Annotated in this window: 11 protein-coding genes and 1 pseudogene; 6 read left to right on the top strand and 6 right to left on the bottom strand. The window is 71.6% G+C overall.

Features of this window, described 5'->3' with window-relative positions; genetic code table 11:
* The 5 genes and pseudogenes from TR48_RS38845 to TR48_RS13680 form a co-directional block, all read left to right on the top strand.
* Positions 1 to 945: hypothetical protein (locus tag TR48_RS38845; RefSeq protein WP_052442652.1), on the top strand; the 945-nt coding region annotated here is incomplete at its 5' end.
* Positions 946 to 1,068: 123 nt separating this feature from the next.
* Positions 1,069 to 2,040 carry an ABC transporter ATP-binding protein gene (locus tag TR48_RS13695; protein WP_042366605.1) on the top strand — a complete coding sequence of 324 codons (972 nt, stop codon included), beginning with the start codon at positions 1,069 to 1,071 and terminating at the stop codon, positions 2,038 to 2,040.
* Positions 2,033 to 2,926: an ABC transporter permease gene (locus TR48_RS13690; RefSeq protein ID WP_042366604.1), complete on the top strand. Its 894-nt coding sequence runs from the start codon at positions 2,033 to 2,035 to the stop codon at positions 2,924 to 2,926. Before TR48_RS13695 ends, TR48_RS13690 begins: the two co-directional genes overlap by 8 nt.
* A gap of 77 nt (positions 2,927 to 3,003) precedes the next feature.
* Positions 3,004 to 3,858, top strand: a pseudogene (locus tag TR48_RS13685) (ABC transporter ATP-binding protein); the annotation flags it as partial.
* Between the two features lie 28 nt (positions 3,859 to 3,886).
* Positions 3,887 to 4,603, top strand: coding sequence for an ABC transporter permease (locus TR48_RS13680; protein ID WP_042366601.1), 717 nt, complete (start codon positions 3,887 to 3,889; stop codon positions 4,601 to 4,603).
* Here TR48_RS13680 and TR48_RS41890 read toward each other — a convergent pair.
* From TR48_RS41890 to serS, 4 genes are all read right to left on the bottom strand, one after another.
* A complete protein-coding gene (locus TR48_RS41890; protein ID WP_042366599.1) occupies positions 4,565 to 4,789 on the bottom strand; it encodes a hypothetical protein in 225 nt (74 codons plus the stop codon). The genes TR48_RS13680 and TR48_RS41890 overlap by 39 nt on opposite strands.
* Positions 4,790 to 4,982: 193 nt before the next feature.
* A complete protein-coding gene (locus TR48_RS13670) occupies positions 4,983 to 6,227 on the bottom strand; it encodes a CynX/NimT family MFS transporter (RefSeq protein WP_042366597.1) in 1,245 nt (414 codons plus the stop codon).
* A gap of 208 nt (positions 6,228 to 6,435) precedes the next feature.
* Positions 6,436 to 7,257, bottom strand: a complete 822-nt coding sequence (locus TR48_RS13665) for an HAD family hydrolase (RefSeq protein ID WP_042366595.1) — start codon at positions 7,255 to 7,257, stop codon at positions 6,436 to 6,438.
* Positions 7,258 to 7,290: 33 nt separating this feature from the next.
* Positions 7,291 to 8,568, bottom strand: coding sequence for a serine--tRNA ligase (gene serS / locus TR48_RS13660; RefSeq protein WP_042366591.1), 1,278 nt, complete (start codon positions 8,566 to 8,568; stop codon positions 7,291 to 7,293).
* A gap of 181 nt (positions 8,569 to 8,749) precedes the next feature.
* On the opposite strand from serS, the gene TR48_RS13655 reads away from it, so the two are divergent.
* Positions 8,750 to 9,550, top strand: a complete 801-nt coding sequence (locus tag TR48_RS13655; RefSeq protein ID WP_042366589.1) for a polysaccharide deacetylase family protein — start codon at positions 8,750 to 8,752, stop codon at positions 9,548 to 9,550.
* Positions 9,551 to 9,876: 326 nt separating this feature from the next.
* Here the strand turns inward: TR48_RS13655 and pheA are convergent, their stop codons facing one another.
* Positions 9,877 to 10,809, bottom strand: coding sequence for a prephenate dehydratase (gene pheA, locus TR48_RS13650; protein ID WP_042366587.1), 933 nt, complete (start codon positions 10,807 to 10,809; stop codon positions 9,877 to 9,879).
* 93 nt (positions 10,810 to 10,902) lie between these two features.
* Positions 10,903 to 12,086, bottom strand: a 1,184-nt coding sequence (gene efeB / locus TR48_RS13645; protein WP_152627959.1) for an iron uptake transporter deferrochelatase/peroxidase subunit, incomplete at its 5' end; no start/stop codon positions are given.

Below are 12,086 nucleotides of genomic sequence, written 5' to 3'. Positions count from 1 at the left end.
GAGTCCGCGGCCGAGCCCGACGAGCCTGCGTCCGAGGCCGACGAGCCTGCGGCCGAGGCCGCCGAGCCTGCGGCCGAGCCCGATGAGCCTGCGTCCGAGGCCGCCGAGCCTGCGGCCGAGCCCGACGCGGCCCCCGAACCCGACGCGGCCCCCGAACCCGACGCGGCCCCCGAGCCCGACTCCGCCGCGCGCAAGCGGCGACCGTCGCTGCGGACGGCCCTGCGCTGGACGACGGCGACGGTGCTCTGCCTCGGGCTGGGCGCCGGCACCGCGTTCGCGGTGATGGCGCCGAAGCGCACGGACGTGCCGGGCCTTACGACTCCGTCCGACGGCCGCTACACCTACCCCGCACTCCGACTGCCCGAGCTGCCGCCGGGGGCCTCGGGGCCAGGCGAGAGCGGCCTGCCGCAGAGCGCGCCGGGTGGGACCGTGCCGCACGCGATCGGCGACGTCCGGCTGCTGCTCCTGCCCGACGCGGTCGGAGCCAAGCCCGACCCGGCCCTTCCCGGGCGCAGGGGCTGGGTGGCGACGGACGACTTCGTCAAGCTGTTCACCACGCCCTCCACCGAGGCCCAGCTGCTCCAGGAGAACGGCGCGCGGCAGGTCGCGGCCACCGGCTGGACCATGCCCGACGGGACGCACGTCGCGATCTACCTGGTGCCGTTCCGCAGCCCGTTGGCCGCCACCAGCGTGGTCGACATGGAGTACGGCGCGGACCGTCTGGTGCAAGCGCCCGACGCGAGCTTCGACGCGGCCGACTCCGGCGTGCAGGCGAGCGCGCAGGACCTCTCAGTGCAGGCGAAGGGCGGCAGGCCGGCGGTCCGCGCCGCCGCGTTCGCGGTCGACGAGATCACCGGGCTGCTGGTGGTGACCAATCCCAAGGCGGTCGACCGGGTCGACTTCGAGCAGGCCCTGACCCTGCAGACGGAGTTGCTGGGCGGCTGAACCCCTGATGCCGCGGGGGTGGATCCCCTAGGGGAAAGACCCCCGCGGATACATCCCTGGGCTAGGGAAAAGTCAGCCACGAACCTGATGTGACCGGGGCCACGGAGTGGCTAGGGTCGTCCTGTGGCTGTCATCACTACGAATAACCTCACCAAGAGGTTCCCCCGGGTCACCGCTCTGGACCACCTCAGTGTCGAGGTGCAGCCCGGAGTGGTCGGCCTGGTCGGGGCGAACGGCGCGGGTAAGTCGACTCTCATCAAGATCCTGCTGGGGCTGGCCCCGGCCACCGAGGGCACGGCCCGCGTGCTCGGGCTCGACGTCGCCACCGAGGGCGGCGCGATCCGCGAGCGGGTGGGCTACATGCCCGAACACGACTGTCTGCCGCCGGACGTGTCCGCGACGGAGTTCGTCGTGCACATGGCCCGGATGTCGGGCCTGCCCGCGACGGCAGCGCGCGAGCGCACCGCCGACATCCTGCGGCACGTCGGCCTGTACGAGGAGCGGTACCGCCCCATCGGCACGTACTCGACGGGCATGAAGCAGCGCGTCAAGCTCGCCCAGGCCCTCGTGCACGATCCGCAGCTGGTGCTGCTCGACGAGCCGACCAACGGGCTGGATCCGGTCGGCCGCGACGACATGCTGGAGCTGATCCGGCGCGTCCACCGCGAGTTCGGCATCTCCGTGCTGGTCACCTCTCACCTGCTCGGCGAGCTGGAGCGCACCTGCGACCACGTCGTCGTCATCGACGGCGGCAAGCTGCTGCGCAGCTCCTCCACCGCGGACCTGACCGCCGTCACCTCACTGCTGGCGGTCGAGGTGACGGAGCGCCAGAACGATCCGGGGTTCGACGTGGACGCCGCCCTGCGGGCGCGGCTGACCGAGGCCGGGCTGACGGTCAGCGCCGACTCCGGCCACGTCCTGCTGGTGGAGCTGCACGGGGACGATGTCTACGACGTGATCCGCGACGCCGTCGCGGAGCTGGGCGTCGGTCTGGTCCGGCTGGAGCAACGCCGCCACCACATCTCCGAGGTGTTCGCCGCGGGCGCCGGCGCGCTGGGCGCCGCCGACAAGGCCGAGGAGGCCGCTCATGTCTGAGACGCGCGCGCCCGAGGGCCGCCTCGACGTCATCCACGACATCGGCTACCGCCACTACGAGGGCCCCCGGCTGGGCATCGGCTACGCCACCCGCTCGCTCTACACCTCCAGCCTGCGCGGCGCCTTCGGCCTGGGCCGGTCCGGCAAGTCCAAGATCCTGCCGATGGCCATGGCCGCGATCATGGCGGTGCCCGCCCTGATCATCGTGGCCGTCTCGATCTACGTGAAGATGGGCAAGCTGCCCGTCGACTACCCGCAGTACCTCACCAACCTGCAGTTCGTCACCGCCGTCTTCACCGCCGCCCAGGCACCGGTGCTGCTCTCGCGGGACCTGCGGTTCATGACGGTCCCGCTCTACTTCTCCCGCCCGCTGCGCTCCAGCGACTACGTGCGGGCCAAGTACGCGGCGATGGTCTCCGCCGTCTTCATCCTCACCATGCTGCCGATGCTGATCATGTGGATCGGCTCGATGCTCGGCTCGATGGACTTCGGCTACAACACCAGGCACTTCGCTTACGGCGTCGTCGCGGCCGCGTTCTACTCGCTCGTCTACGCCGGGCTCGGGCTGCTCATCGCCTCACTGACGCCCCGTCGGGGCTTCGGCGTGGCCGCGATCATCGCGCTGTTCATGGTCTCGGCGGGCGTCTCCGGCGCGCTGCGCGGCGTCCTGCACGTCACCGGCCACCAGGCCGCTTCGTTCTGGGTCGCCATGCTCAACCCGGGCTTCCTGATCGACTCCACGGTCTCGTGGATGTTCGACCTGCCGCTGCGCGGTAACGTCGCGGAGATGCCCACCACGCTGGGCGGGGTCGTCTTCCTGGCCGAGATCGCGGTGCTCGCCGTCGGCACCTTCGCCCTGCTCGTCCGCCGCTACCGGAAGATCTGAGGAGGCAGCACATGACCACCGTCAGCATCGACCGGGTCTCCCGCTGGTTCGGCAACGTCGTCGCGGTCAACGACGTCTCGATGACGATCGAGCCCGGCGTCACCGGCCTGCTGGGGCCGAACGGCGCCGGCAAGTCCACACTGATCCACATGATGAGCGGCTTCCTGCCGCCGTCCTCCGGCTCCGTCACCCTCGACGGCGCTCCCATCTGGAAGAACCAGCTGGCCTACAAGCAGATCGGGCTCGTGCCCGAGCGCGAGGCCATGTACGACTTCCTCACCGGCTGGGACTTCGTCCTCGCCAACGCCGAGCTGCACGACCTGCCCGATCCGGGCGCCGCCGCCCAGCGCGCGCTCGCCACGGTGGAGATGGAGTACGCGCAGGACCGCCAGGTCTCCACGTACAGCAAGGGCATGAAGCAGCGCGTGAAGATGGCCTCGGCCCTCGTCCACGACCCGGCGGTGCTGCTGCTGGACGAGCCGTTCAACGGCATGGACCCGCGTCAGCGGATGCAGCTGATGGAGCTGCTGCGCCGGTTCGGGGCGGAGGGCCGCACGGTGCTGTTCTCCTCCCACATCCTGGAGGAGGTCGAGCAGCTCGCCCGCCACATCGAGGTGATCGTGGCAGGCCGTCACGCCGCCTCCGGGGACTACCGCAAGATCCGCCGCCTGATGACGGACCGCCCGCACCGGTACACCGTCCGTTCCAGCGACGACCGCGCGCTCGCCGCCGCGCTGATCGCCGACGCGTCCACGGCCGGCATCGAGCTGGACCTGAAGGAGCAACAGCTGCAGGTCCAGGCGGTGGACTTCTACCGGTTCACCGAGCTGGTGCCGCGCGTCGCCAAGGAGGCAGGCATCCGCTTGCTGACCGTCTCCCCGGCCGACGAGTCGTTGGAGAGCGTCTTCTCCTACCTCGTCGCCGCCAAGTAGCCACGCTAGGGAAGGCCAAGACCCCACCATGAACGTCACCGTCGCCCGGCTGACCGCACGCGGCCTGCTCGGCCGCCGCCGGGGCCTCCTGCTGCTGGCGCTGCCCGTCCTGCTGCTCGCCCTCTCCGCCCTGGTCCGCGCCATCGCCGGCCAGGACGAGAGCACGGCCTCCAACGTCCTCGGCGGCCTCGCCCTGGGCACGATGGTCCCGCTCGTCGGCCTCGTCGCCGGAACGGGCGCGATCGGGCCCGAGATCGACGACGGCTCGATCATCTACCTGCTGTCCAAGCCGCAGCCGCGGTGGAAGATCATCACCTCCAAGCTCGTCGTCGCCGTGGGCTGCTCGGTCGTCTTCGCGGCGCTGCCGACGTACTTCGCCGGGCTGATCCTCTTCGGCACCTTCGAGAACCTCACCTTGGGGTTCACCGTCGCGGCGCTGATCGCCGGGATCGCCTACAGCGCGCTCTTCCTGCTCCTGGGCGTGGTCTCCCGCCACGCGGTGGTCTGGGGCCTGATGTACGCGCTGCTGTGGGAGACGGTCGTCGGGCAGTACGTCCCCGGCGCGCAGACCTTGAGCGTGCACCAGTGGGCGCTGTCGATCGGGGAGAAGATCGCCTCCCCGGGGGTGATCAGTTCCTCGGTCCACCTGCCGACGGCCGTGCCGCTGCTGATCGTCGCCACCCTGGGCGGCGCGTGGTTGGCGTCGTCACGGCTGACCAGGCTGACCCTCGCGGGAGAGGAGTGAGGCGGTCGCACGACGCAGGGGCGCGGGCCACCGCGCCCCTGGCAGGTGTGCCACGGCCAGGGCCGCCAACAGCAGCGTCCCGAGCAGCGGGTAGAGGTTCCCGGTGAGGTGCTGGAGGCCGTGCCGGTGGTACTCCGCGTTGCGGGGGCCGTAGGGGACCAGCCAGATCAGGCCGCCCGGGAGCACGGGCCCGGCGGGGGGTCGGAGTAGGCGACCGACGGCCAGGCGAAGCAGAGCAGGTAGAGGCCGGCCGCGAGTAGCCAGGCCCATGCGGGCTGCTCCGGTCTCGACCAGTAGGGTCCCGCGCGACGATACCCACGCCCCGTGAAGCGTCCGTGTACGGCGGGCGGGTCCTTGGCGTTGCTTCGTACCGGTTCGGTCAGGCGGAGAGGACCAGCTTCCGGCCCGCGCCGAGGCCGGCGGTCAGGCCGATCGCGCAGCAGCCGAGCAGCATCCCCAGCGGGAGCACCCAGCCGCCCGTCGTCTGGTGCAGCGCGCCGAAGCCCACCGGGCCGACGGCCGCGATGAAGTAGCCCACCAGCTGCGACATCCCGCTCAGCTGCGCGGCCACCTGAGCGGACCCGCTGCGCAGCACGATCATCGCCATGGCCAGGCCGAAGCCGCCGCCCTGCGCGATGCCGATGAGGATCGCCCAGAGCCAGGCCGCGGCCGTCGGCGCGACCAGCAGGCCCGCCACGCCGGTGGCCATCGAGCCCACCATCATGGCCACCAGGGCCCGCTGGTTGTCGGTCCGGCCGGCCGTCAGCGGCACGAAGAACGCGGCCGGGATCTGCACCAGCGAGCTGACCGCGAACACGGCACCGGCCGTGCCGCGGTCCATGCCCTGCGTGGTGAGGATCGTCGGCAGCCAGGCGATCAGGGTGTAGGAGAGCAGCGACTGGATGCCCATGAACACCGCGAGCTGCCAGGCCAGCGGGTGCCGCCACAGCCCCGGGACCTTGGCGGCGGTCCCGGTCGGCGCCGCAGTCTGCGGGCGCTTGGCGGCGGCCAGCTGCGGCAGCCAGGCGAGGAAGGCGAAGGCCGCCAGTACGGACCACGAGGCCATCGAGCCGGCCCAGCCGCCGAAGGCGTGCTCCAGCGGGACGCTCAGCGCGGCCGCCAGCGTCGCACCGACGATCATGGACGTGGTGTAGACGCCGGTCATCGCCGCCGCGCGCTCCGGGAAGTCACGCTTGACCAGGCCCGGCATGGTGACGTTGAGGAGGGCGATCGCCGCCCCCAACACCAGGCTGCCGGCGAACAGGGCCCACGTCCCGGGCAGGACGCGCAGCACGATCCCGGCCACCAGCGTCAGCAGCGCGAGCGCGACCACGCGCTCGGGGCCGATCCTGCGGTTCAACCGGGCCGCGAGCGGCGCGACCGAACCCATCATCAGCACCGGGATGGTGGTCAGCAGGCCGCCCGCCGTGGCGGAGAGGCCGTAGTGGCTGCTGACGTCGCCGAGCAGGGGGGAGACCGCGGAGACGGCGGCGCGCATGTTCAGCGAGACGAGCAGGATGCCGACGAGCGCAGCCGCCGGATGGGCGAGTACGCGGGTCAGCCGCGAGGCCGCAGAAGGTGCGGAGGCATACGAAACGGGCGTGTCGAGCACGGAGCGGGACATGGGTGAGCCTCAGACGAACAAGAAGAAGGAGCGGGAGAGGGCCGGCATGCGCACGAGGCGCGCGGCGTCAGCTCTCCGGACGCTTGATGTTCGCGTCGATCAGCTCGGCCAGGTCGATCAGCACGGCGTCGACGAGCACCGCATCGCCCATCGCCATTGCTCCGCCTTGCCTTCCTGGTGAGGTATCTCCGCACCATGTTAACAAGACTCAGAGCTGGAAAATTCGCTCCAGAGCGAGGGCGACGCCGTCCTCCTCGTTGCTCAGCGTGATCTCGTCCGCGACGGCCTTCAGCTCCGTGTGGGCGTTGGCCATCGCCACGGCATGGCCGGCCCAGCCGAACATCGGTATGTCGTTCGGCATGTCGCCGAAGGCCACGGTCCGGTCCCTCGCCGTGCCCAGGCGAGCGGAGGCCAGCTTCAGCCCGGTCGCCTTGGACAGGCCGAGCGGCAGCAGCTCCACGAAGCCCTGCCCGGACAGCACGACCGTCACCAGGCCGCTCGCGGCCGCGCCGACGGCGGCCGCGAGCTCGTCGTCGGACAGGAGCTTGTGCTGCACCAGCACCCGGCTCAGCGGCTTGGCCCACAGTTCCGCCAGGTCGGCGACCGGCTCCGGCGCGGCCAGCCGCTCCCCGGCCGAGGGCATGTCGTAGGTCCGGTCGAAGAGCACATCGCCCTCCAGGCCGTCCTGCACCACGGCGACGGCCATCGGGCCGACCTCCGCCTCCGCCTTGGCGAGGGCGAGGGCGGCCACCTGACGGTCCAAGGTGACCGACGTCACCAGCCGGTGCGCGCCCGCGTCGTAGAGCTGGCCGCCCTGGCCGCAGACCGCGAGGCCGGTGTAGCCGATCGCGTCCAGGGTCGGCCGGGTCCAGCGCGCGGAGCGCCCGGTCACCACGATGTGCTGCGCCCCGACGGCCTGCACGGCCGAAAGGGTCCGCCGGGTGCGCGGCGAGACGGTGTGGTCGTCGCGCAGCAGCGTCCCGTCCAGGTCGGTCGCGATCAGGTCGAACGGCCGCGGGGCGGAGCTCACGTGGTCTGACTCTCTCTCAGCTGGCGCCGGCGCTCACTTGCCGACCGGGGTGAGCACCTCGCGCCCGCCCAGGTACGGCCGCAGCGCCTCCGGCACGACGACGGAGCCGTCGGCCAGCTGGTGCGTCTCCAGGAGCGCCACGATGGTGCGCGGCACCGCGCACAGCGTGCCGTTCAGCGTGGCCAGCGGGCGGTTGCCCTCCTCGCCGCGCATCCGGATGCCCAGGCGACGCGCCTGGAACTCACCGCAGTTGGACGTCGAGGTCAGCTCGCGGTACTTGCCCTGGGTCGGGATCCACGCCTCGATGTCGTACTTGCGCATCGCGGACGCGCCCAGGTCGCCCGAGGCCACGTCGATGACGCGGTAGGCGAGGCCGAGCTTGTTCAGGAAGTCCTTCTCCCACTGCAGCAGGCGCTTGTGCTCCGCCTCCGCGTCCTCCGGTGCGACGTAGGAGAACATCTCCACCTTGTCGAACTGGTGGACGCGGATGATGCCGCGGGTGTCCTTGCCGTAGGTGCCGGCCTCGCGGCGGAAGCAGGGGGAGAACCCGGCGTAGCGCAGCGGCAGCTGGTCCGCGTCGAGGATCTCGTCCATGTGGTAGGCGGCGAGCGGCACCTCGGAGGTGCCGACCAGGTAGAAGTCGTCCTCCGGGAGGTGGAAGACGTTCTCCGCGGCCTGGCCGAGGAAGCCGGTGCCCTCCATCGCCCGCGGCTTGACCAGCGCGGGGGTGATCATCGGGATGAAGCCGGCCTCGGTGGCCTGCGCGACCGCCATGTTGACCAGGGCGAGCTCCAGCAGCGCGCCGACGCCGGTCAGGTAGTAGAAGCGCGAGCCGGAGACCTTGGCGGCGCGCTCGGTGTCGATCGCGCCGAGGAGCTTGCCCAACTCGACGTGGTCGCGCGGCTCGAAGCCCTCCGCGCCGAAGTCGCGCGGGGTGCCGACCTCCTCGAGGGTGACGAAGTCCTCCTCGCCGCCGATCGGGGCCGCCGGGTCGAGCAGGTTGGCCAGCCCACCCAGCAGGCGCTGCACCTCGGCCTCGGCCTCGGTCTGCTCGGCGTTGGCGGCCTTGACCTCGCCGGACAGCTCCTTGGTGCGCTCCAGCAGGGCGGCCTTCTCGTCGCCCTTGGCCTGCGCCACCTGCTTGCCCAGCTGCCGCTGCTCGTTGCGCAGTTCGTCGAAGCGGGAACTGGACGATCGCTGCCGCTCGTCGGCGGCGAGCAGGGCGTCGACGAGCTCGACGTCCTCACCTCGGGCGCGCTGGGAGGCACGCACACGGTCCGGGTCCACGCGAAGCAGGCGAAGGTCAATCACGTAATGAGAGTACCGGGCCCGCAGAGGGGTGAGCGGACTCACAGCCGCCGGGTCTGCTTTGTCACATCTTCGTCCCGGGGCCACGTCAAAGCTGTGAGATCGCTCTGACCACGCTTTCAGGGCTGCGACAGTTGTTCGGCAGACGACAACCTGCGAACGGTGAACGGAAGGTGGGACAGGCATGAGGACGCGTGCGGTGGCGGCGGCGGGAGCGGTGCTGGCGGCGGTGCTGGCTCTCTCCGCCTGCGGCGGGGGCGCCGGTGCGCAGGGGGCGAGCAACGACGGGGCCAGGAGCGGCGGCACGGCGAGTGCCTCCCCGGACCCGAAGAGCACCTCCGGTGACACGGTCCCGTCCAGCGGGACGGAGACGGTCAGCAAGGACCTGGAGTACTACATCGCCCACCCGGGCGGCGAGAAGACCGTCGCGCTCACCTTCGACGACGGTCCGAGCCCGCGGTGGACGCCGCAGATCCTCGCGCTGCTGGCCAGGTACAACGCGCACGCGACGTTCTGCGAGATAGGCCCCGAGGCCCAGGCGGCCCCGGCCGTGGTGAAGCGGATCCTCGCGGCCGGCGACCGGCTGTGCGACCACTCGGTCCACCACAACGAGGCGATGTCGAAGCGTGGTCTCGCCTACGAGACGAACGAGATCGTCGGCGCGAAGCAGATGATCGAGGCGGCGGGCGGCCCGGGAACCCAGGTCAGCTGGTTCCGTGCGCCGGGTGGGGATTTCACTCCCGAGATCCGCGGGATATCCGCGAAGAACGGACTGCGTCCGCTCGCCTGGAGCATCGACACCAATGACTGGAAGCGGCCCGGCGTGGCTTCGATCGTGGCCGACGTGAAGAAGAACGTGCGGCCCGGCTCGATCATTCTGATGCACGACGCCGGAGGCGACCGCAGCCAGACCGTGGCGGCCCTGGGCCAGCTGCTGCCGTGGCTGATCCAGCAGGGCTACTCCATCAACTTCCCGGACGCCTGACTGGGAAGGCTTGTGGATATCCCCGCTTTATCCACAGGGCGCTCGGAGGCCCTGTGGATTGTGGGTAATCACGCCTCTGAGCTCGCTAAACCTTGAGTTGGCGGCCAGGGACGTCATTTTTTGGGTCCGCGAAGGGGACTTTGGGGAAACTGACGCTCGGAATCCCTATATGTCCGACTTGCCTGTTCTGAAGGCTTTGGGGGCCACAAGGGGAGATTCGCCGGATCTCGCGCGGCCCTGCGGCGGATCCCCAGGCTGTGGATAACCGGCCCGCCTGTGGATAAGCCGGCCGAGGGTGTGGAACACCGACGGCCGACCGCAGGGGACTACAGCTCGCCGCGGCCGTCCAGAGCGCGGGACAGCCAGTCCGAGGCGCGGGCGAACTCCGCGTCGGACGTGCCCGGACGCACCGTCGCCGGCACCGCGTCCGCGCGCGGGTACGAGCCCAGCAACCGCACCTGCGGGCAGATCCGGTGCAGGCCCATCAGCGCCTCGCTCACCCGGCGGTCCGTGATGTGGCCCTCCGCGTCGGCGGCGAAGCAGTACTTGCCCAGCCCCTCGCCCGTCGGGCGGGACTCGATGCGCATCAGGTTCACCCCGCGCACGGCGAACTCCTGCAGCAGCTCCAGCAGCGCGCCGGGGTGGTCGTCCGCCAGCCAGAACACGGCCGAGGTCTTGTCCCGGCCCGTCGGCGCCGGCGGCCGCCCCGGACGGCCGACCAAGACGAAGCGGGTCGTCGCGTTCGCGGCGTCGTGGATCTCCTTCGCCAGCGGCTCCAGGTGGTACAGCGGAGCGGCGAACGCGCCCGCGAACGCGCCGTCGTACCGCCCCTCCTGCACCAGCCGCGCGCCGTCGGCGTTGGACGCCGCCGACTCCCAGTCCGCGTCCGGCAGGTTCTCCGCCATCCAGTGCCGCACCTGTGGCTGGGCCGCCGGATGGCCGGTGACGGTCTTCACGTCCTCCAGCTTCGTCCCGGGCCGGACCAGCAGCGCGAAGGAGATCGGCAGCAGCACCTCGCGGTAGATCATCAGCGGCTCGCCCTGGGCCAGCTCGTCCATGGTCTGCCGGATGCCGCCCTCGACCGAGTTCTCGATCGGCACGAGCGCGGCGGCCGCCTCGCCGCCGCGCACGGCGTCCAGCGCGGCGGGCACGGAAACCGCCGGAACCAGCTCCCGGGTGGCCGCCTCGGGCAGCGTCCGCAGCGCGGCCTCGGTGAAGGTGCCCTCCGGACCGAGGTAGGTGAATCGGTTCGCGGACACGGCGACCTCCCAAGCTGCATACGGCACGGACGTAACGTTAACGACTGGCCGCCCGGCAGGACTCCTGGTCTTGCGAGCTGGGACGGAAAACGGCTAACCCTCCAGCAGCGCCTGCCCCACGTAGCCGTCCGGCGCCGCCCCGCCCGGGACCGCGTAGAGCCCGGAGGACTCGTGCACGACGAACCGGGACAGCGCGTCGCCGCGCGCCAGCTTCCGCTGCACGGGGACGAACCCCGTCTGCGGGTCGGACTGGAAGCAGACGAAGAGCAGCCCCGCGTCCGGCGCGCCGTCGGGCCGGAACCCGTCGTGGTACGAGTAGCCGCGCCGCAGCATCGCCGCGCCCTGGTTGGAGGCGGGGGCGGCCACGCGGATGTGCGCGTCGCCGGGGACGGCGAGCGAGCCGTCCGGGTTCTGCTTGGTCAGGTCGACCGGCGTGGTCTCGGTGCCTCCCGACAGCGGCGCGCCGGACGCCTTGCGACGGCCGATGGTCCGCTCCTGGATCTCCGGGGACTGCTGGTCCCAGACGTCCAGCAGCATCCGGATCCGCCGGAAGACGGCGTAGCTGCCGCCCGCCATCCACGCGGGCTGCCCGCTCGCGGGGACGAAGACCCGGGAGGCGAAGTCCTCGTCGCTCGGCTTGGGGTTGTTGGTGCCGTCGATCTGGCCCATCAGGTTGCGGCCCGTCATCGGCCGCGCCGTCGCGCCGGGGGCGCGGCTGAAGCCGGTCATCTGCCAGCGCGGGGCGGCCTGACCGGCGGCGAGGCGCTGGAGGGTGCGCATCGCGTGGAAGGCGACCAGCGGGTCGTTCGCGCAGACCTGCACCCACAGGTCGCCGTCGCTGCGGGAGCGGTCGAGGCGGTCCTCGGGGAACGGCGGCAGCGCCGCGAGCTGTCCCGGCAGCTGCGCCGTCAGCCCGGCCTTGGCGAAGACGGCGGCGCCGAAGCCGAAGGTGACGGTGAGTGAGCTCGGACCGGCGTCGAGGGCGACCTGGTCGTCCGTCAGGCCGGGCGGGGTCCTGCCCTCCGCCATCGCCGCGGCCGCCTTGGACCAGCGCTTCATCAGAGAGGCGAGGCCGGTGCGCGCGGTCCCGGGGGTGAGGTCGAAGGCGGTCGCGTGCAGGGAGGACTGCATCGGCTCGACGATCCCGGCCTGGTGCGCGCCGTGGAAGGCCACCGCCGTGCTGCCGAGCGCGGTCGCGGGGACGCCGTCGGCCGGCTGCTGCCGCGGGCCCGGCACGGCGAGGGCGTAGCCGCCCGCGCCGAGGGCCAGTCCGGCGG

Source organism: Streptacidiphilus neutrinimicus, assembly GCF_000787815.1.
Taxonomy (GTDB): Bacteria; Actinomycetota; Actinomycetes; order Streptomycetales; family Streptomycetaceae; genus Streptacidiphilus; species Streptacidiphilus neutrinimicus.
The sequence above is the reverse complement of the archived record's forward strand: the minus strand, read 5'-3'. Positions and strand labels throughout refer to the sequence as shown.

What these genes read in the sequence shown, in the direction of transcription:
- TR48_RS13690 (WP_042366604.1), top strand. Translation starts at nt 2,033, where the DNA reads ATGTCTGAGACGCGCGCGCCCGAGGGCCGCCTCGACGTCATCCACGAC.
- TR48_RS13655 (WP_042366589.1), top strand. Translation starts at nt 8,750, where the DNA reads ATGAGGACGCGTGCGGTGGCGGCGGCGGGAGCGGTGCTGGCGGCGGTG.
- TR48_RS13680 (WP_042366601.1), top strand. Translation starts at nt 3,887, where the DNA reads ATGAACGTCACCGTCGCCCGGCTGACCGCACGCGGCCTGCTCGGCCGC.
- TR48_RS13670 (WP_042366597.1), bottom strand. Translation starts at nt 6,227, where the DNA reads ATGTCCCGCTCCGTGCTCGACACGCCCGTTTCGTATGCCTCCGCACCT.